Source organism: Serratia sp. Tan611 (assembly GCF_905188235.1).
GTDB lineage: Bacteria > Pseudomonadota > Gammaproteobacteria > Enterobacterales > Enterobacteriaceae > Serratia_B > Serratia_B rhizosphaerae.
Genome location: NZ_LR994655.1, coordinates 2899489 through 2918149, shown reverse-complemented (window position 1 = coordinate 2918149; position 18661 = coordinate 2899489). Strand labels below are relative to the sequence as shown.

At 53.7% G+C, this 18661-nt stretch carries 28 protein-coding genes; 18 read left to right on the top strand and 10 right to left on the bottom strand.

Translation table 11 applies throughout. The features are described from left to right. Positions 1-29: 29 nt before the first annotated feature. The 3 genes from astB (at position 30) to TAN611_RS13850 (ending at position 4086) form a co-directional block, all read left to right on the top strand. Positions 30-1370: an N-succinylarginine dihydrolase gene (gene astB / locus TAN611_RS13860; protein ID WP_203066583.1), complete on the top strand. Its 1341-nt coding sequence runs from the start codon at positions 30-32 to the stop codon at positions 1368-1370. A 34-nt stretch (positions 1371-1404) separates the two neighbouring features. Beyond that, on the top strand, positions 1405-2388 hold the full coding sequence (gene astE / locus TAN611_RS13855; RefSeq protein ID WP_187044537.1) for a succinylglutamate desuccinylase: 984 nt from the start codon (positions 1405-1407) through the stop codon (positions 2386-2388). Between the two features lie 618 nt (positions 2389-3006). Next, positions 3007-4086 carry a porin gene (locus TAN611_RS13850; protein WP_105231512.1) on the top strand — a complete coding sequence of 360 codons (1080 nt, stop codon included), beginning with the start codon at positions 3007-3009 and terminating at the stop codon, positions 4084-4086. A 70-nt stretch (positions 4087-4156) separates the two neighbouring features. Here TAN611_RS13850 and TAN611_RS13845 read toward each other — a convergent pair whose 3' ends face one another. Further along, positions 4157-4348 (bottom strand): YebW family protein, encoded by a 192-nt coding sequence (locus TAN611_RS13845; protein WP_105231511.1) that lies wholly within the window; start codon positions 4346-4348, stop codon positions 4157-4159. Positions 4349-4606: 258 nt separating this feature from the next. On the opposite strand from TAN611_RS13845, the gene lysM reads away from it, so the two are divergent. The 3 genes from lysM (at position 4607) to TAN611_RS13830 (ending at position 5647) form a co-directional block, all read left to right on the top strand. After that, the gene (gene lysM / locus TAN611_RS13840) at positions 4607-5053 is read left to right on the top strand and encodes a peptidoglycan-binding protein LysM (protein ID WP_111736922.1); all 447 of its coding nucleotides are present in this window, start codon (positions 4607-4609) and stop codon (positions 5051-5053) included. A 189-nt stretch (positions 5054-5242) separates the two neighbouring features. After that, positions 5243-5458 (top strand): hypothetical protein, encoded by a 216-nt coding sequence (locus TAN611_RS13835; RefSeq protein ID WP_187044797.1) that lies wholly within the window; start codon positions 5243-5245, stop codon positions 5456-5458. A 24-nt stretch (positions 5459-5482) separates the two neighbouring features. Then, the gene (locus TAN611_RS13830; RefSeq protein WP_187044538.1) at positions 5483-5647 is read left to right on the top strand and encodes a hypothetical protein; all 165 of its coding nucleotides are present in this window, start codon (positions 5483-5485) and stop codon (positions 5645-5647) included. Positions 5648-6469: 822 nt separating this feature from the next. Here TAN611_RS13830 and TAN611_RS13825 read toward each other — a convergent pair. After that, positions 6470-6856 (bottom strand): helix-turn-helix domain-containing protein, encoded by a 387-nt coding sequence (locus tag TAN611_RS13825; protein ID WP_105231509.1) that lies wholly within the window; start codon positions 6854-6856, stop codon positions 6470-6472. Between the two features lie 441 nt (positions 6857-7297). Then, the gene (locus TAN611_RS13820) at positions 7298-7510 is read right to left on the bottom strand and encodes a YccJ family protein (RefSeq protein WP_061323113.1); all 213 of its coding nucleotides are present in this window, start codon (positions 7508-7510) and stop codon (positions 7298-7300) included. 177 nt (positions 7511-7687) lie between these two features. Here TAN611_RS13820 and TAN611_RS13815 point away from each other — a divergent pair, with 177 nt between their 5' ends. Beyond that, the gene (locus TAN611_RS13815) at positions 7688-7927 is read left to right on the top strand and encodes a DUF2766 family protein (protein WP_015672738.1); all 240 of its coding nucleotides are present in this window, start codon (positions 7688-7690) and stop codon (positions 7925-7927) included. Positions 7928-7966: 39 nt separating this feature from the next. On the opposite strand, the gene TAN611_RS13810 is transcribed toward TAN611_RS13815, so the two are convergent. Further along, a complete protein-coding gene (locus TAN611_RS13810; RefSeq protein WP_105231508.1) occupies positions 7967-8200 on the bottom strand; it encodes a YobH family protein in 234 nt (77 codons plus the stop codon). Positions 8201-8361: 161 nt separating this feature from the next. Between TAN611_RS13810 and TAN611_RS13805 the strand changes: the two genes are divergently transcribed. After that, positions 8362-8520: a PhoP/PhoQ regulator MgrB gene (locus tag TAN611_RS13805; RefSeq protein ID WP_071889299.1), complete on the top strand. Its 159-nt coding sequence runs from the start codon at positions 8362-8364 to the stop codon at positions 8518-8520. A gap of 91 nt (positions 8521-8611) precedes the next feature. Next, a complete protein-coding gene (locus tag TAN611_RS13800) occupies positions 8612-8884 on the top strand; it encodes a YebO family protein (protein WP_105231507.1) in 273 nt (90 codons plus the stop codon). A 58-nt stretch (positions 8885-8942) separates the two neighbouring features. Here TAN611_RS13800 and fos read toward each other — a convergent pair whose 3' ends face one another. Beyond that, positions 8943-9368 carry a fosfomycin resistance glutathione transferase gene (fos, locus tag TAN611_RS13795; protein ID WP_105231506.1) on the bottom strand — a complete coding sequence of 142 codons (426 nt, stop codon included), beginning with the start codon at positions 9366-9368 and terminating at the stop codon, positions 8943-8945. Between the two features lie 164 nt (positions 9369-9532). On the opposite strand from fos, the gene TAN611_RS13790 reads away from it, so the two are divergent. The 3 genes from TAN611_RS13790 to TAN611_RS13780 all read left to right on the top strand — a co-directional run bounded on the left by TAN611_RS13790 (position 9533) and on the right by TAN611_RS13780 (position 11707). Continuing rightward, positions 9533-9847, top strand: a complete 315-nt coding sequence (locus TAN611_RS13790) for a phage protein NinX family protein (protein ID WP_187044539.1) — start codon at positions 9533-9535, stop codon at positions 9845-9847. 60 nt (positions 9848-9907) lie between these two features. After that, a complete protein-coding gene (locus tag TAN611_RS13785) occupies positions 9908-10144 on the top strand; it encodes a DUF4060 family protein (RefSeq protein ID WP_105231504.1) in 237 nt (78 codons plus the stop codon). 174 nt (positions 10145-10318) lie between these two features. After that, on the top strand, positions 10319-11707 hold the full coding sequence (locus tag TAN611_RS13780; RefSeq protein ID WP_197949731.1) for an amino acid permease: 1389 nt from the start codon (positions 10319-10321) through the stop codon (positions 11705-11707). 37 nt (positions 11708-11744) lie between these two features. On the opposite strand, the gene TAN611_RS13775 is transcribed toward TAN611_RS13780, so the two are convergent. Beyond that, a complete protein-coding gene (locus TAN611_RS13775) occupies positions 11745-12041 on the bottom strand; it encodes a hypothetical protein (RefSeq protein ID WP_105231502.1) in 297 nt (98 codons plus the stop codon). Positions 12042-12229: 188 nt separating this feature from the next. Here TAN611_RS13775 and TAN611_RS13770 point away from each other — a divergent pair, with 188 nt between their 5' ends. Then, the gene (locus TAN611_RS13770) at positions 12230-13240 is read left to right on the top strand and encodes an MBL fold metallo-hydrolase (RefSeq protein ID WP_187044541.1); all 1011 of its coding nucleotides are present in this window, start codon (positions 12230-12232) and stop codon (positions 13238-13240) included. A 259-nt stretch (positions 13241-13499) separates the two neighbouring features. Beyond that, positions 13500-13982, top strand: coding sequence for a type VI secretion system tube protein Hcp (locus TAN611_RS13765; RefSeq protein ID WP_203066582.1), 483 nt, complete (start codon positions 13500-13502; stop codon positions 13980-13982). A gap of 55 nt (positions 13983-14037) precedes the next feature. Here TAN611_RS13765 and TAN611_RS13760 read toward each other — a convergent pair whose 3' ends face one another. After that, the gene (locus TAN611_RS13760; RefSeq protein WP_105231499.1) at positions 14038-14526 is read right to left on the bottom strand and encodes a lysozyme inhibitor LprI family protein; all 489 of its coding nucleotides are present in this window, start codon (positions 14524-14526) and stop codon (positions 14038-14040) included. Further along, the gene (locus TAN611_RS13755) at positions 14527-15114 is read right to left on the bottom strand and encodes a hypothetical protein (protein WP_145961118.1); all 588 of its coding nucleotides are present in this window, start codon (positions 15112-15114) and stop codon (positions 14527-14529) included. It abuts the gene before it with no gap. Between the two features lie 284 nt (positions 15115-15398). Between TAN611_RS13755 and TAN611_RS13750 the strand changes: the two genes are divergently transcribed. The 3 genes from TAN611_RS13750 to cspE all read left to right on the top strand — a co-directional run bounded on the left by TAN611_RS13750 (position 15399) and on the right by cspE (position 16269). Further along, on the top strand, positions 15399-15605 hold the full coding sequence (locus TAN611_RS13750; RefSeq protein WP_111736925.1) for a hypothetical protein: 207 nt from the start codon (positions 15399-15401) through the stop codon (positions 15603-15605). Between the two features lie 293 nt (positions 15606-15898). After that, a complete protein-coding gene (locus TAN611_RS13745) occupies positions 15899-16018 on the top strand; it encodes a DUF2627 domain-containing protein (protein ID WP_071823832.1) in 120 nt (39 codons plus the stop codon). 41 nt (positions 16019-16059) lie between these two features. Beyond that, complete coding sequence (gene cspE, locus TAN611_RS13740) at positions 16060-16269, top strand: transcription antiterminator/RNA stability regulator CspE (protein ID WP_002221949.1); 210 nt, start codon at positions 16060-16062, stop codon at positions 16267-16269. Between the two features lie 56 nt (positions 16270-16325). Here cspE and pgeF read toward each other — a convergent pair whose 3' ends face one another. Further along, entirely contained in the window at positions 16326-17039 is a 714-nt protein-coding gene (pgeF, locus tag TAN611_RS13735; protein WP_187044544.1) for a peptidoglycan editing factor PgeF, read from the bottom strand. Between the two features lie 159 nt (positions 17040-17198). On the opposite strand from pgeF, the gene rlmA reads away from it, so the two are divergent. Then, complete coding sequence (gene rlmA / locus TAN611_RS13730) at positions 17199-18017, top strand: 23S rRNA (guanine(745)-N(1))-methyltransferase (protein WP_111736927.1); 819 nt, start codon at positions 17199-17201, stop codon at positions 18015-18017. A 63-nt stretch (positions 18018-18080) separates the two neighbouring features. Here rlmA and mntP read toward each other — a convergent pair whose 3' ends face one another. Next, entirely contained in the window at positions 18081-18650 is a 570-nt protein-coding gene (mntP, locus tag TAN611_RS13725; protein WP_105231495.1) for a manganese efflux pump MntP, read from the bottom strand. Positions 18651-18661 lie beyond the last annotated feature (11 nt).

The following is an 18661-nucleotide window of genomic DNA, read 5'->3' as shown; positions in this document are numbered from 1 at the left end:
CGGCTGATTGCCGGCCCTGGGAGAGCCGTATGGCGGGATATGAGGTCAATTTCGACGGATTGGTGGGGCTGAGTCACCATTATGCCGGACTGTCGTTTGGTAATGAGGCATCTACGCAGCATCAGAACAGCGTTTCCAATCCCAAACTGGCGGCCAAACAGGGGCTGCTGAAAATGAAGGCGCTGGCCGATCTCGGTTTTCAGCAGGGCGTGCTGCCGCCGCAGGAGCGTCCGCATTTACCGACGCTGCGGCGTTTGGGGTTCAGCGGCAGCGATGAAGCGGTGCTGGCGCAGGCGCAGCGCACTTCACCGCGCCTGCTGTCGGCGGTAGGTTCAGCCTCGTCGATGTGGACCGCCAATGCGGCCACCGTATCACCGTCGGCCGACAGCGCCGATGGCAAAGTACATTTCACCCCTGCCAACCTGAATAATAAGTTTCACCGCGCGATTGAGGCGGACACCACGTCCGCCGCGCTGCAGGCGATATTCAGCGACGCGCGCCATTTTGTCCATCACGATCCGCTGCCGCAGGTGGCGCTGTTCGGCGATGAGGGCGCGGCTAACCATAACCGCCTGGGGAGCGACTACCACCGGCGCGGGGTGCAGGTGTTTGTCTATGGCCGGCAGGAGTTTGGCGGCGAATGTGAGCCGACACGCTACCCGGCGCGTCAGACGCGTGAGGCCAGCGAGGCGATTGCCCGTCTGCACCAGTTGGATGAGCAGCATACGGTCTTTATTCAACAGAACCCGGCGGTCATCGATCAGGGCGTGTTCCATAACGATGTGATTGCGGTCAGTAATCAGCAGGTGTTGTTCCATCACCAGCAGGCGTTTTTGCATCAGCGACAGGCGCTGGACGAGCTGCGCCGCAAAATGGCCGCTGTCGACAGCGAACTGATGGCGATTGAGGTGCCGACGGCGCGGGTTTCCGTCGCAGACGCGGTGGAAACCTACCTGTTCAACAGCCAGCTGCTGACCAAGCCCGACGGCAAAATGATGATTGTGGTGCCGGAAGAGTCACGTGAGCACGCCGGCGTGTGGAGCTATCTGAATGATATGGTGGCCGGCGCAGGGCCGATCGACCAGATCCAGGTGTTTGCGCTGCGCGAGAGCATGCGCAACGGCGGCGGCCCGGCCTGTCTGCGGCTGCGGGTGGCGCTGAACGAGGAAGAGCTTAGCGCCGTCAATCCGCGGGTGATGATGAGCGATCAACTGTTCGCCACGCTGAATGACTGGGTCGATCGCTATTACCGCGACCGCCTGACGGCCGCCGACCTGGCCGATCCGCAGCTGCTGCGCGAAGGGCGGGAGGCGTTGGATGCGCTGACTTCCATCATGGGATTAGGGTCGATTTATCCCTTCCAGCAGTGAGCCAGATAAATATATTTAAACCGACGGAGGATGCATGTTTGATCTATTGGCCATGACCTTGGCGGGTGAAGTGCCTGCGGCGCAGCAGGGGGAGACGGCGACGCTGCGCTGGCGCTGGTTAGGGGAAGGGCTGCTGGAGATCTGTCCGCAACAGGGCTACCAACAGGCGGTGCTGCTTTCCGCCGGTATTCATGGCAATGAAACCGCGCCGATTGAGCTGCTTAACCAACTGGTCGGCGATGTTTTACGCGGCGTGCGGGCATTGACGGTGCGTTTGTTGGTGGTGCTGGGCAACCCGGCGGCAATGCGCGCCGACCGGCGCTATCTGCATGCCGATATGAACCGCATGTTTGGCGGCCGCTACCGTGATTTTCCGGCCAGCGGCGAAACGGCGCGCGCGCAGCAGCTGGAGCAACTGGCGACGAACTTTTTTCAGCATGAAACGGCAGAGCGCTTCCATTACGATCTGCATACCGCCATCCGCGAATCACGCCTGCCGCGCTTTGGCATTTTACCGTTCCAGACGCGTAGTTATCATCCGCAGCTGCTGGCCCGGCTGGATGCGGCAGAGCTGGACGCGCTGGTGGTTCACCGGGCGCCGGGCGGCACCTTCAGCCACTTTACCAGCGAGCACCTGGCGGCGGCCAGCTGTACGCTGGAGTTAGGCAAGGCGCGTCCGTTCGGACAGAACGATCTGGCGCAGTTTGCCGCCATCAACCGTGCGTTGCAGGGGCTGGTCAGCGGCGAAGCGCCGTCGCCGCGTCAGGGGCCGGCGATCCGCGTTTTCCACGTAGAGCAGTCGCTGATTAAGCGCCAGCAGGACTTTGTGCTGCACCTGAACGATGATACAGCCAACTTTACCGAGCTGGAGCAGGGCCGGCTGATCAGCGAGCAGAGCGGTGAGGCCTATCGGGTGCAACATGCCAAGGAATGGATTTTGTTCCCCAATCCGCAGGTTGCGCTGGGGTTACGGGCCGGTATGCTGCTGACGGAGGTTGAACGCAGTACGCTATTTTAGCCGCCGGTGCGGATGCATAGTTTCTCTTATTAATAAGGCCCGGCTCCGGGCCTTATGATTTTTTGTCATAGACAAAATTTATAACAACAGGCCGATATTACTTGGTGATGGTGATGTATGCCATCATCCCGGAGTTTATTAATCTTAAAATAGTCCATCAGGATTTGTTTTGTTCCGTCTGTTGCCGGCAGGGTTCCTATTATGCGAGTTTTGGCTAAAGAACCGCGCTGAATTAGCAAAGCAAGAAATGTGAATTAAATAACGCTTTTTATTAACGCACTAATAATTTCATTGCGATAGCGTCTGCCGATAAATTGCGCCACCTCTCATTTTTATGCACCAAAAAGGTGCGTCGCACCATTTTGGTTATAACTTATTGTGCAAAAGTATTTATAAATCATATCGTTAAATAAAATCTTTCATTAACATAACGTTACATTAAATCATGCTTTATCCACGTTGTTTTGCGCAAATTTTTATTTGCAGTGAGGATTCATGATGCTAATGTCACATGGCCCCTTATTAGGGGCGTTTATAAGATATTAAATGATAGCAATCACAGCCCAAAGTATAAATTGGGCGTGAGGGGCAGGGTTTAGCTAAATAAACAGGAAAATAATGATGAAACGCAGTGTATTAAGCGCGGCGCTTGCGCTGGGCGCAATGTCCTCATTAGCCAATGCGGCAGAAATCTATAATAAAGACGGGAATAAGCTGGATCTCTACGGCCGGGTCAACGCCAAGCACTACTTTATTCATAACGATGAAAGCGGCGGCGATAAGACCTATGTGCGTTTCGGTTTCAAAGGTGAAACGCAAATTAACGATCGGCTGACGGGGTATGGCCAGTGGGAATACAATGTCCAGGCAAACAACTCGGAGGGCAGCGACGCCAGCAACGGTACTAAAACCCGCTTGGGTTTTGCCGGTTTGCGCTTCGGCCAATACGGCTCTTTTGACTATGGCCGCAACTACGGCGTGGTTTACGACGCGGAATCCTACACCGATATGCTGCCGGAGTTCGGCGGTGATTCCTACAGCTATACCGACAACTTTATGACCGCCCGCTCCACCGGCCTGGCGACTTACCGCAACCGCGATTTCTTTGGCCTGGTCGAGGGACTGAACATTGCGCTGCAGTATCAGGGCAAAAATGAAAGCCGCGAGCTGCGGCGGCAAAACGGCGACGGCTACGGCCTGTCGCTGGACTATCAGGATATCGGCGGCAGCGGCATCGGCTTTGCGGCGGCCTACTCGGATTCCAACCGTACCGGCGATCAGAAACGCGCGAAAATCGGTGAGGGCGACAAGGCCAGCGCCTGGACGACGGCGGTAAAATATGACGCCAACCAGGTGTATCTGGCGGCGATGTATGCTGAAACTCGTAATATGACGCCAATCAGCGTCAACGGTGAGCAGGGCTTTGCCAACAAGACACAGAACATTGAGCTGGTGGCGCAGTACCAGTTTGAGAACGGCCTGCGTCCGTCACTGGCCTATGTGCAGTCGAAAGGCAAGGATATAGAAGGAATAGGGGATGCCGATCTGGTGAAATATTTTGATGTTGGCGCGACCTACTACTTCAACAAAAACATGTACGCCTATGTGGATTATCAGATTAACCAGCTGAGCGATGATAACAAGCTGAAGCTCAGCAACGATGATATCGTGGCGGTCAGCCTGACTTATCACTTCTGACGCCGCGTTTCTGGCTGGTCAGGCAAAGATAAACAGCGGGACTGCGTATTGGCGCAGTCCCGGCATGCTGTCAAAACGTGGCATACTCATTGGCGGGCAGCCAGAAGCCGTCAATAAAGTCCTCCACCGGATAGCAGCCGGCGTGGCGCAGGTTCTGTTCTTTCATTGCCACCAGACACTGCTGTTCGTCACGCAGAATATCCACCATGATATCGGTGCAACCGCCGTCCAGATAGCAGACAAACATCACCAGGGCGTACATCGTTCAGATTCCTCCTCTGCCATTATTCGCGAGGCTGTCACTATTGTGGCACGGTTTTTCTGCTTAATCATTAACCCTAGTGATGATTTAATCATCGATAGGGCCAATTTCAGATTACTCTAACCGCCTAATCCATTGGGTTTTATTGAAAATTCACCCGGCGATGCTAAGCTTAACGGGTCTTATTGCAATGAACGTGGTGCTTACCGCCTTGCTGCGGCAACGGTGGGGTATCTCTTCCTCAACTCAGGAGTGAATATGGGATTGTTTAACTTCGTTAAAGAAGCAGGCGAAAAACTGTGGGACACAGTGACCGGTAATGCAGACGCGGCCGATCAGAGCGCTAAACTGAAAGAGCACCTTAACAAGAGCGGCCTGCCGGATACCGACAAGGTAGATGTACAGGTGGTTGATGGTAAGGCGGTGGTCAGCGGTGACGGTATTTCGCAGGAACTGAAAGAGAAGATTCTGGTTGCCGTGGGTAACGTGGCCGGCATCAGCGGCGTGGAAGATCACATCACCGTTGCTCAATCAGCGGGTGAAAGCACGTTCTATACCGTGAAAAAAGGCGATACGCTGAGTGCGATCTCGAAAGCGGTCTACGGCGATGCCAACCAGTACAACAAGATTTTTGAAGCCAATAAGCCGATGCTGTCCAGCCCGGACAAAATTTATCCGGGACAGGTGCTGCGTATTCCGCAGTAATCACGCATTGATAAGCCCGATCGTCGGTCGGGCTTTTTTATGTCATTTTTAATTAGTTTTTCTTATTAAAGTTTTGTTTTTATAAAACATGTGAATATTGCGTGCCGGTATCAGGCCGGTCTGGCGGGGATTGTTGACCGTCGGGGGGAAAGTTGGTAGCGTCTGCGGGATTCGGGGTTTGAAGCGGATGTGCAAACGACGGCCTGCGCCAGTGTGCGGCGGGTATCGCTTCAAAAAAACAATAAAATGCTGAAGACAGAACTCGTGAGACAACGGCGTAACACCCCGCAGGATAAAACATACCGCGACACCTTGGGTGACGCACAATTTGCCGTTTTGGTGTTGCTTGTTGCATCGGGCACGCTGATTTTTTTCACTTTGGCGGCCACGTTATGGCTGATGTGATTCTTTTTAACAACGGGAGAGAAAATGGAGCATGAACTCCATAACGAAACCAAACTGATTGCCATTATCGGGCTGCTGGTTTCCGCTTTGCTGGTGGTATCCGTTCTGTTTGGCATGACCTACTTTTCCGATCTAAAACACACCGATGATAAATTGGATGTGAAAGGCTGTTATATCAAAAACCCATAGCTATAATCTGCCGGCCTGCTGAACGTAACATCCCATTACCGCCTGGCTGAACGAGCAGCGTATTATTGACGCGCTTGGAGCAGGGTTATTGGCTGGGTAACCGCTCCGGTGGCACCCATTATTATCGAAATGGCTTTAACCTTATTATAAATGCGGTAATTGGCGGTCTTGCTACGGGCGCTTTAATGTGACGGGACGTTCATTGAGCATGGGTGGCATGTCCGGCGTGAAGCTCCCGCGTTATCCGCTTGCGGCGCTTATGGCCACATCCTGCCGCCCCCGCTGGCTTATTGATATCAGTTATTTTTATATAACCTAATATATATGAACGCCGATTAAAATCGTTGCCGACTGGCTCCATTCAGCCATTGTGATTACAGCAATGAATATCATTTACATCTCTTATTCTTTTTTCGCCTTTTTTATTGATTTATTGTGATCAATGAATCATGTTTGTTAATAAATAGTCTTGTTAAGCTAAATAGTGATCTGAAGCAAGTTATTCTCTGGCATAAACGACTAGGATCTTTCCTAGAAAGACCCGGGTTATCAGCCCTTCAGAAAGAAGTAAGAGAGGTAGTATGAGCCAAATACTCTATCGTGCAAGATTATCCCATGTTGTTGTTGCAACGGCGGTGTTTTGGATCTCACTTGCAGCTATGGTAGTAGCTGCGTTTTATTAAACCAGCAGACAATATAAAAAAACCCGCTGCGGCGGGTTTTTTTATATTTATAAATTATTGATAAAGATTTTTATATAACCAACTGGTCGGATGTCGATCTGATTAATCCACCCGGCAGCCGTTTTGTTTCCGGCGAGGCTCAGGCCATTTTTTGATGGATAACGTGCAACGGTGGGTCAATATGCAGATCGACACTGAGATCCTGGCGAAAATCATAGGGTGTAATATTGAAACGCTTACGGAACATGTAGGTAAAGTGGGACTGCGAGCCGAAGCCAAAATCCAGCGCGATATCGAAAATCGAGGCGTTGCTGCTGCGTAGCTGATAAACCGCTCCCGCCAAGCGCCGTTCGCGGATATATTTGCCGAGTGAGATGCCGGTCGCTTCCTTAAACAGTTTTTGCATATGCCACAGAGAGTAGCCCGAGTATTCCGCCAGCTCTTCAAGGTGAATCACACGGCCAAGGTGGGTTTCAACCCATTGACTCAGGGCGCAGACCAACGAGAGGTGATGTTCTTGTATCATCAGTGCATCTGTGTGGGATCGACATACTGCGAGTATACACAACTTGCCGCCGCCGACAAAAAACGCCGCGCAGTGGCCAACCTGCGTCACATAATCCGACCGCTAATGCTTGTCAGTCGATAACGAATACCGCTAATCTGAACCCCAGCCCCGCTGCGCTGATATCAGGTAGCCCGGCCGCATATGCACCAAACAGCAGAAAGTCCACCGTACAACGCAGCGTTGATGGGGTGATTCTATGTTAGCGACCATGATTATTACTCTGGTTGTCATTGTTGGCGTAGCCGTATTTCTAGCGGCGCCGGCGGCGAGAGTGAAGAAAGCGGAAGGCGTGGGAGGTGAGAAACGGTGACGCTCTTTTTGGCCGCGCTCGGGAAAGGGCGCTGAGACTCCATGAAAAAGCCTGGGTATGCGACACCCGGGCTTTTTGTTCTTTGGCCGTCAGACGTTTTTACGTTCGACCGTTTCTTCACCCCAGTACAGCTGGTCGGCGTCGGTTTTGGCGAAGGCCATTTCCAGTGCTTTATCGCTGCCTTCCTCCCAGATCTTTTGCGCCAGCGCCTCATCATTCCCTGCCAGTTCGAAAATCGCTTCGGCAATCTCAACCGAAGTTTCACGCAACGTAGCCCAAGATTTCACGTTGTGGTTCGCCATAACTCATCTCCTGTGTGATGTTGGCTGATGATGCTTACCAGTATAGGTCAAATACGCCGCAGATTTTGATGCCGAATGCGCCGTTTTACTGAAAATTCAGGCTGAAGCGGCTTTGGTGCGGCAAAGCCGCAATCAGCATGATATTCTGTGCGGCGTTTGTTTAAAGAGGAAATGATTATGTCCAATGCGTTAACTCACGATCAGGAAATCGCCTCCGATCTGGTCGCCTGCCAGCTGGTGATTAAGCAGATTCTGGATGTCATTGATGTGATTGCGCCGACTGAGGTGCGTGACAAAATGGCCGGCCAGCTGAAGAGCATTGATTTTTCAACGCATCCGGCGGGCGCCGATCCGGTGACCAAGCGGGCGATTGAAAAAGCCGTTGCCTTGATTGAGCTGAAGTTCAAGCAGGATTAAGCCAGGCCGCCCAGGACAGGCGGCCGGTCGGTGGTGCGCTTAGTCCACCACCGTTTCTATTTTCTTGAACAGCGGGCAGTCGGAAATGCCGATAACCCCGTTGTCGCCGTGTAAATATTGTGCGGTTACCACATTACGCGCGGTGAGATATTTGCACTGTAATCCCAGCCCGGCGACGTTTTGTTGACTGCCGATCAGTACCCCATAGCCGGAAAACAGCAGCGCACCGTACAGCACGGCCACCACGACCACCAGTTTGATTAACTTACTCATTCCTACTCCTTGTTAAATAGGCTGCTGTGATATAGCCACGCCGGAGGGCGGGACGCAACCGTAACATTCTTAAATTCATACCGGCAAGGGGAAATCTAAACGGCGAGTTAAACTTCGTTTAACTTTCCTGTGATAGACTGCAGGAAGTCAACTGAGTAACAATGAGGCTGCTAAGTTTGTTGCGAAACAAAATTCTGCTGATCGTTGCGACCGTGCTGGCATGCCTGTTCTTTAATCTGCTTGCCCTCGATAGCTATTGTGATCAAGGTGGAAACTTTGCGTTAGGGATCTGTTCGATAACTCGGATTATTCCTTGGTAAATCCCGCTATAACAGTGCGTACAAGGATGTTTTTGTTCAGCGAGGGAGTGGTAAGATAGCGACTGATATTTAGCTGTAGGTAGGGTTGTATATGTCTGATGCAGGGTTTTCTCCGTCGCTGCTCTCTTTGGGGATTGCGCTGGTCGCGCTGTTGCTGGGATTGTGGGTGTGGTTTTTGGTAAACCGCGCCAGCGTGCGGGCCAACGAACAGGTTCGTCTATTGCAGGAAATCGCCGAGCAGCAACAGCAGCAAACGGCGCTGCTGAAGCAGATAGCGCGCCAGTCGCGCGGTGAATCGGTGTCTGCTGTCGATGACGATTTCGGGCCGGCGATGGAATTCAAAGATGTCATCCCCGAGCGCTAAGGCGCTTCATCTCTGGTGAGAAGGCGGCAGGACACGGTCGGTTATCTCAGTTTCAGTTTTAACCATCAGCCTTCTCACCATCCTCAAAAAAAGTCATCTCCTGATAGGGTTGCCGCCGGCAGGCCGCCAGACGGCTGGCGAGGTCGCCTGCGTGCAGTTCCAGCCGGTGGCCGTCAGGATCGAGAAAATAGAGCGATTCGCCTTCGCTACGGTTACTTTTCCATTCGCGAATGCCGGCCTGACGCAAACGCGCGACGCTGGTAGCAAAATCCGCCTGCGGGACGCTGAAAGCATAATGTGTGTAATCGGGCGAGGGTGAAGCTGCGTCGTCCAGCGACAGGCATAGCCAAAGGTCGCCGGCGGCCAGATATGCCCCCTGTCGCCAGCGTGCCAGGGGTTTTAACCCCAACGTGCGTACATAAAAGTGAAAACTGCGTTCAATATCGCGTACCGCGAGCGTCAGGTGGTTCAGTCCGGCGATCATGCCATTTTCTCCAGAGATTCAGTAATAAATACGGCGTAAATCGCCGTTGACGGCCAGTATCGGGCGAAATCCATTAATACAGATAATGTAAATCCTGTATGTCATAAAACTGTCGCATTGCCATCGTAATGTAGCGCCAACCCTACGAAAGATGGATAAAGCTGATGATTAAATGGTACGAAGAAAGTGACGCCGAGGTAAACCGCAGTATTGCATTGATTACCGGAGAAAATCCGGACAAATGGTACCCTTACGGCGGCGTCAAAGGTAAAGACTACTGCAAGAACCCCTCCGATGCCTGGCCGATTATCTGCGCCAACAAAATCAGTCTGAATCCCGCCGAACACTGCGACCAATCGCAGTGGCAGGCGCGTATCTCCACCGCTCACGGAGAATGGCAGGCGGACAGCAGCAGCCCGCTGCGCGCCGCGATGATCTGCTTTCTGCTGAGCCAGCAGCCGGACGACGCGTCTTACTAAAACACAATGTTAATGTTTTCCATAATCTGACAACGGAACTGTCTGTGGCGGAGGCTGTTTATGAAACGCATTATTAAAGGTGATACTAACCTGGCCCATCTGGTGGTTGCCCACGCGGCGATTGACCGTCATGCCGAAAGTTTCGGCCAGCGTCGTCAGGGCTGGCCCTCTACCTACCTTATCAAATATCAGAACGATCGCGTGGCGGTTGAAGTGGTCACGCGTCGTCAATCCTATGTCGCAACGCTGATGATCGGCGCGCGCACGCTGACGAAACTGTGCAGCCTGGTGGGCTGAACAGGTTGTTTGCCATCCTTCCCCGGGTGAAAAACAGCGCCGGAGACAGCACGCTTCCGGCGCTAATCCTTGATGCACTCGGGGTTAAGTGTTAAAAAGCCGCCCGCAGATACAATAATTGATTGGCGAAACGTTGTGCAGTTGCGGCAGGGTTTCTAGCCATATGAGGATAAGATGGGCGGTCAGCATCAGGATACTCCGTTAAAACGCGGTTTAAAAAACAGACACATACAACTTATTGCCCTTGGGGGCGCCATCGGAACCGGCTTATTTCTCGGCATTGCGCAGACCATTAAAATGGCCGGCCCGTCGGTGCTGCTTGGGTACGCCATCGGTGGTTTTATCGCTTTTCTGATTATGCGCCAACTGGGTGAAATGGTGGTGGAGGAGCCGGTTGCCGGCTCGTTCAGTCATTTTGCCTATAAATACTGGGGCGAGTTTGCCGGCTTCCTTTCCGGTTGGAACTACTGGGCGATGTTTATCCTGGTGGGTATGGCGGAACTGACCGCCGTCGGCATCTATATTCAATACTGGTGGCCGGAGATCCCTACCTGGGTATCTGCCGCGGTGTTCTTTGTGCTGATCAATCTTATTAACCTGGTGAACGTGCGCATTTATGGTGAAACGGAGTTTTGGTTCGCCATTATTAAGGTTTCCGCCATCATGGGGATGATTTTCTTTGGCGCCTACCTGCTGGCCAGCGGCACCGGCGGCCCGGAAGCCGGCATCGACAACCTGTGGCAGCAGGGCGGCTTCTTCCCGCACGGGGTGGAAGGGCTGGTGATGGCGATGGCGGTGATCATGTTCTCCTTCGGCGGCCTGGAGATGGTGGGGATTACCGCGGCCGAAGCCGCCGATCCGCGTCGCAGTATTCCCAAGGCCACCAATCAGGTGGTGTACCGTATTTTGATTTTTTATATCGGTTCGCTGACCGTGCTGCTGTCGCTGTATCCGTGGGCGAAAGTGGTGGAGGGCGGTAGCCCGTTCGTGATGATTTTCCACGCGCTGGATAGCAACCTGGTGGCGACGTTGCTGAATGTCGTGGTGCTGACGGCGGCGCTGTCGGTGTATAACAGCGGAGTATACGCCAATAGCCGCATGCTGTTCGGGCTGGCGACGCAGGGGAATGCGCCAAAGGCGCTGACGCGCGTTAATAAGCGCGGCGTGCCGATTCTGTCGATTGGCCTGTCGGCGCTGGTGACCTCGATCGGCGTGCTGATTAACTACGTTATGCCGGGCAAGGCCTTTGAATTACTGATGGCGCTGGTGGTGTCCACGCTGGTGATTAACTGGGTGATGATCTGTCTGGCGCACCTGAAATTCCGTGCGGCAAAAAATCGTCAGGGAGTGATCCCGCACTTCAAGGCTTTGTGGTATCCGTTCGGTAACTATCTGTGTCTGGCGTTTCTGGCGATGATTTTGCTGATCATGTACTGCACTGACAGCATTCGTATTTCCGTTCTATTGATGCCGGTCTGGGTAGGGGTGTTGTGGTTAGGCTTTACGCTCACTCGCCGCCGCGCCGCGACCGTCAAGAAAAACGGCACGCGCCGCATGCCATAAGCTTTAAGGGAGGCGCAGCAGGCGCCTCCCGAACGATTTAGCGGCTGCCGGCGGGCATAGTGCGTTTGCCCTGCGGATGACGGCCCGCACCGAACACTTTTCTACACAGCAGGAACAGCGTGGTGATGATATCGATCGCCACGACGCTGGCCATCATCAGCCCCAGAACAAAAAAGCTCATGACGGCGCCGGCCAGCAGCACCAGCGGCGTCGGAACGCGCAGGCGGCGCAGTTTCATGGCGGCATACATTTTCCAATACTGCGCCTGCGCCCGCATCGCGCTGCGAAGGCGCCCCAGACGGCTGCGTGATTGGCGTGATGATGAACGACCCATAACTTCTCCTTTTCTGATTGTCCCGAACAGTAAAACATAAAGTTCTTAAGAGATACTTAACAGGCTCTTGTCGGCCCTGCAAAACTTACAGTGACTCAGACAACGCGATTGGCGAAAAGGTCAGCCTCACCGTATGCTATTTTGCCGGGGCGTCTTAACGTGGCGGAGATTAACAGCAGGAGTCAGCCGTGAAGCGAGCAGCAAACAAGAAAGGGGCGGTTAACCGCTACTATGACGCCGGTAAGGCGCATCATACGCCGCAAGGGTTTCGCAACCCGGAACCGTCGCTGCGGCGCGAAGGGGATTTACGCCGCTGGCAGGACGAGCGTAAGCGGCTCGGTTTGCCGTCGCCGCCGCAGGCCGGCTACCGGCGTTTTGTTGAGCAGTGGTGGCAACCGGCGGATCTCGGCGGCGCACATGACGGCGTCTGGTGGCTGGGGCATGCGGCGTTGCTGCTGCGGCTGTCAGGGCGTTATATCCTGATCGATCCGGCGTTGTCGGAGCGGGCGTCGCCGCTGAGTTTCTACGGCCCGAAGCGCAAAACGCCGGCGCCGCTGTCGGTGGCGCAACTGCCGGCGCTGGACGTGCTGCTCATCTCTCACAACCATTATGACCACCTTGACCGGCGCACTATCCGGCAACTGGCGCGGCGCTTCCCGCAGGCGACCGTGGTGGTACCGCTGGGGCTGAAGCGCTGGTTCCGCCGTTATCGCTTTGCCCGGGTTGAGGAGCTTGACTGGTGGGACAGCCTGACGCTGGGGGAGACGGCGCTGCATGCCGTGCCGGCTCGGCACTGGAGCATGCGCTCTCTCTGGGACCGCAACCGGTCATTGTGGTGCGGCTGGGTGATTCACCACCCGGCGCTGCGCTTTTATTTTTCCGGCGACAGCGGTTATTCCGAACGCCTGGCGGAGATAGGCCAGCGACTGGGGCCGTTTAATCTGGCGGCGCTGCCGATTGGCGCCTATGCACCGCGCTGGTTTATGCAAGAGCAGCATATGGATCCCCAGCAATCGGTGACGTTGTATCAACAATTGGGCGCGCCGCGCGCCATTCCGATGCATTGGGGCGTTTTTGAACTGGCGGATGAGTCACTGGATGAACCGCCTGAGCAGCTTAGGCAAGCGCTGCAGGCTGCCGGCGTTGAACCGGACGGCTTCCGGCCGATTAAAATCGGCGCGCAGATCGCATTGCCCTGACGGTATGGCGACTGTCATTGTGCTTGTTACCTTCACCGCAGGCGAACTGTCGCCGGAATGATTAATGCGTTGTTTGTGCTCTCGCTGGGAAGCCGTTATTGCCGGCGGCATGCTGTGAATAACCCGTTATTCGGACGCGTAAGCGAGGCGAGAATATATTTAACATAGGCCGGAATTCCATTCAGAAACCTCTCTTTTGATAGGGGGATGCCTCATCTATGATTGGCCCTCAATCAAACCAAAAGGATGGGTGAGAGCAATGGCATCAAATGCGTTTTTAAAGGTGGATGGCGTTTCCGGTGAGTCTCAAGATTCAGGGCATAAGGGATGGATTGATGCTTCCGGCTTTGACCTGGGCGCCACGCAACCCGGTAATATGCACGTCGGCAACGGCGGCGGGGCGGGTAAGGTTCATTATGACGATCTGGTTATTTATACCAATGTCGACAGGGCGACGCCGACGCTGTTTCAGTATGCCGCCAGCGGTAAACATATCAGCAAAGTTGAACTCGCTATCCATAAAGCCGGCGGCGAGAACATTGAGTATTTACGTTTGACGCTGGAAGATGTTTTAGTCACGGAGGCCCGCTATGAAGGCGATCTGAGGCAATCGATCATTCCTGTTATCTATAAATTCCAGGCGGCTAAGGTTTTGCATAAATACTGGGAGCAAACAGATAAAGGCGGAAAAGGCGCGGAAGTCTCTGCTGGCTGGAACATCAAAGAGAATCAGAGCTGTTAAAACGTCAGCATGCGCCTGCGCAGGACACCTGACGCAGGCGCGATATGCCGATGGCTTAACTTGAGCCAAAGCGACGCAGTGAGGTTTCCAGCTGGTAGTTTTCTGCTGCCTGGCAGGTATGCGTTTCTATATATTTACCAGGATCCTTGAATTCAAAATACAGAAAACCGCATTTAGCGCTGACATACTCACGCCACGTTGCCAAATATTTATTGAACGCTGCCAGGTACTCTTTTCCGTTGTCTTCATAGCCCTTGGTGCTGCGGTCGTAATAAGCCAGGTAGTCTTTGACTTCGGCCATTCGGTTATCCAGCTGCTGTTGAGAGTCTGACAGCAAAAGATCGGCGCATTCGGCCATCGCACGCGAGCTAGAGCCACGGGAGTCTTCAGTGATGCATAATTTCTCTTGTTGTATAATAATTATCTGCTGGGCAACATTTGGCACAACCGCGAGTTTCCTTTCATCGGCAAAAGAAGAACATACACCAGAGAGTAGCAGCAGGATGGCTTGCGCCGAATATTGATATATTTTTTTATTGTTCATTTACTGTTTACTGTTCCTCAGGTAATTGATTCTGGCGTTGTGTCTTGCCAGGTCTCCATTAATATTATCCCGAATGTGGTTAATCAGTTCCTCTTTGTTATCTCTCGCTGCTGATCTATATGTTTTTATGTTGGCGACGCCGTGATACACCATATCTGTAATAATCTCTCTGGTTTCAGATGATAAGTCCTCCCAAAGGATATAACCATTTTCTGATGCTGCGTGACGTTTATATACACGTTTTGCCACTCGTTCATATTCAGCATAAACTCGGTTAAATAACAGAATCTGCTGACTTGTGGTGATCTCTCCGATTTGATCGCGATGAGTACGTACAAAATTTCGCGCTGCGTCGCGCGTCAGTTTGACGCCACCGGCAATCAGTTCGGCTTTCTCCTGGCTGATGCCTGCGCAGGTAAGATCGCGAATGACCTGTTCCCTTTGGCGGTGTTTTAAGTCGTAGCCGCGGCCGATAGTGACGCCAGAGTATTTTTCTGGCCAATGTAAATGTCGTGAATTCCATTTTCCTGAATCATTACCCTCGTTATCATAAGTAAACTTTCCTCTCGCCACCGTTGGCTCTGACATAACTCAATCTCCATCCGTAGAAAATGACCTGGTCGATGTATAGAAAATAAACGCACCACCGATTTTGAATAATCGTTCTGCAAAGAGAAAGGGGAATTGTCCGCATTGAGTGTGATACGGCGCTCAAATACTCGTTGTAATAATCAGTTTTTTCGGGGGAGGGAAATAACGGACGGGTTTCTACGGAAACAAATTAGAAAAAAGAGAGAAAACACGGGCGAATTCCTAACGGTTTGTGATGACGTCATAAGGCAGCAAGATGGATATTCAAAGCAACCTGTAACGTGACACATTTATCGCTTACGGCGGCAGAGGCCGATTCGCTGTTGATGCTGTGGCCATATCGAATGAGCCGGGTGGGCATCCGCATGCACGCCTTAACACTAACACCGCTGTTCCTCATCGCCGCAGGCGGCGTTAACCTGCATGCTGTTACCGGGAACGCTCAGGAGCAAATGCGGAGAATATTGTTCGGCGAAGATTATTCATAAATATTCAAAAAACTTTAATCTTAAAGTCAGAAAACGTGCCCTGTAGCGTTTGCTCAGCGACGCATATGCAGCGAAAGTTTTGTTAAATTCCCGATGGGGCGGGGAGTACAGAGCATGCGTGATGCAGAGCAGAAAAGAGGAAAAGCTTCAACATATTTTAGCGTGTTCAGCCCGTTGCCGCGGCTGACCGTTTCAATTATGTGCGACGCGTCCATCAGTGATTAAAAATGGCTTGCCATTGCATACAGAGTATGTGATAACGCAATTGGGTAAAACGAGGTACAGTTCTGTATATGTGTGGCATTTCTATCAGTAAAGAAGTTCTGAGTAAAGACGTTAACGTTGAATACCGCTTCTCTGCCGATCCTTATCTTAGTGCCTCAAGCAGTAACGACTCTAGTTTGTCTATGTAACGCCTACGGGCGGTTTAAACAATCCAAAGGAAATACTCAAGATGGCAAAGATCAAAGGTCAAGTTAAGTGGTTCAACGAGTCTAAAGGTTTCGGTTTCATCACCCCGGCTGACGGCAGCAAAGACGTGTTCGTACACTTCTCTGCAATCCAGGGTAACGGCTTCAAAACCCTGGCTGAAGGCCAGAACGTTGAGTTCGAAATCCAGGATGGCCAGAAAGGTCCATCAGCAGTAAACGTTACTGCTATCTAATCAGCGTCAGCTGTAAAAAAAGCCCGCCAGCGTGCGGGCTTTTTCGTATCTGTCATTCAGGGATTGATAATGATGGCGGCGTACTGATTACGCCCTTTGATATCGGGATGTTGCGGATCCTGCGCCCGACGTTGGCTGTTGCGGCGAAAACTGGTGTATTTAAAGCGCTGCGGCTGTTGTGGCTCATGGTTGAGTGTACAGATGGTGCAACTGCCGGTGTGATCGACGGCGGAAAAACCCAGCGCCGTCAGCTTATCGTGGGCGATGGCGGCCAGATCCAGGTGACGAAAGCGCGGGCTGATCAGCGCGGGCGGCTGCGGCAGACGCTGCTGAAACTGCGCTACCAGCTCTTCATTGACTTCATAGCAGCAGGGGCCGGCAGCCGGTCCGATGGCGGCCACCCAGTTGGCGGGATCGTCATCGTGCGCGATGCGCTGCGCCATCTGTTCCAGAATACCGTCCAGCAGGCCGCGCCAGCCGGCGTGTACAGCGCCGATCGCCGCACCGTCGCGGCGGCTGAATATCACCGGCAGGCAGTCTGCGGTCAGCACGCTGAGCAAAATGCCCGGCTGCGTGGTGTAAAATCCGTCTGCCTCGCCGCAGAGCTGCCCTGGCTGCAGCACATCGACGATGCGTGTGCCGTGCACCTGCTTTTTCTCGGGCAGCGTATCGCGGTAGGGCAGCAGCGATTCGGGCAGCAGCGCGCTTTTGTTGCCAAAGCCGTGCTGAATGGCCGGGATGGCGCTGAGCAGTGCGGAATAATCGGTCATGGTCTGATAACAATCCGTATTTGAAAGACAGGCACCCAGTGTAGCGAGCTTTTTCCCGCTTTGGCTAGCGTCGGCTGTATACCGCGCGCTGGCGCGCCTTGCATCAATACCCGGGCTTATTTAGACTAGCCGCGCCGTATCTCTCTGGAAGCCAAACCCATGTCCTATCTTTGCCCGTTGTGCCAGTTGCCGCTGCTGCTCACCCAGCAACAGTGGCGTTGTGAAAATAACCATCAGTTCGATTGTGCAAAGGAAGGCTACGTCAATCTGTTGCCGGTACAGCACAAGCGCTCGAAGCAGCCTGGCGACAGTGCGGAGATGATGCAGGCGCGGCGCGCCTTTCTGGAGGGCGCATTTTACCAGCCGCTACGTCAGCGAGTGGCTGAGCTGCTGGATAATGCGCTGGGCGCCGATGCGCAGACGCTGCTGGATATCGGCTGCGGCGAGGGCTATTACACCGCCGCGGTGGCTGAACGGCTGCGAGAGCAGCGCCAGATGGCCGTTTATGGGCTGGATGTGGCCAAGGTGGCCATTCGCTATGCCGCCAAGCGTTACCCTGAGGTGGCGTTCTGCGTCGCCTCCAGCCATCGCCTGCCGTTTGCCGATGCATCATTGGACGCGGTATTGCGCATCTATGCGCCTTGTAAGGCGGCCGAGCTGGCGCGCGTGGTGCGTCCGGGCGGGGTGGTTGTGACGGTGTCACCGGCGCCGCGCCATTTATATCAGCTGAAAGAGCAGGTTTATCAACAGGTTCAGCTACATGACGAGCATGATGAGACGCTGAGCGGTTTTCAACGTGAACACAGCGAACGGCTGGCGTATACGATGGCGCTGCCGGGCGAGCAGGCGGCGAATTTGCTGCAGATGACGCCATTTGCCTGGCGCGCCTCGCCGGAGGTGCAGCAGCGGCTGGCGGCCAGCGACGTCTTTGATTGTGAGACGGACTTTGCTATCAGCCTGTACCGCCGCGAGGCGTAGCATAGGCCGGGCGAAAAAAAGGGCTGAACAGCGTTCAGCCCTTAACGATGCCTGATGTGACCGTCAGGACAGGTAGCCCAGATGGTCCAGCAGAATATTCACCCCGATGCCGATCAGCACCAGCCCGCCGAGGATTTCGGCGCGTTTGCCCAGCAGCGGGCCGATAAAGCGGCCGATCATCATACCCAGCGTGGCCATTATCATGGTGGCGCAGCCGATGGCCATGGCGGTATGCACGATATTCACCTGTAAGAAGGCCAGACCGACGCCGATTGCCATGGCGTCGAGGCTGGTGGCGATTGCGGTGGCGACCAGCAGCCAGAATCCGTGGCGTTTGACCTTTTCAACCTCGTCCGGGCGGTTGCGTATCCCCCCGACGATCATGCGCACGCCGAGAATAAGCAGCAGGCCGAAGGCGACCCAGTGATCCCACTCCATAATGTATTGGCTGGCAAGCAGGCCCAGCGACCAGCCGATCAGCGGGGTAATTGCTTCAATGACGCCGAAGATAAGGCCGGTACGGAGTGCTTCGCGAAAACGGGGTTGATGCAGACTGGCGCCTTTGCCGATAGACGCAGCAAACGCATCCATAGACATGCCGAAAGCGAGGATCAGGGTAGCAGATAGATTCATGTGAAATAGTC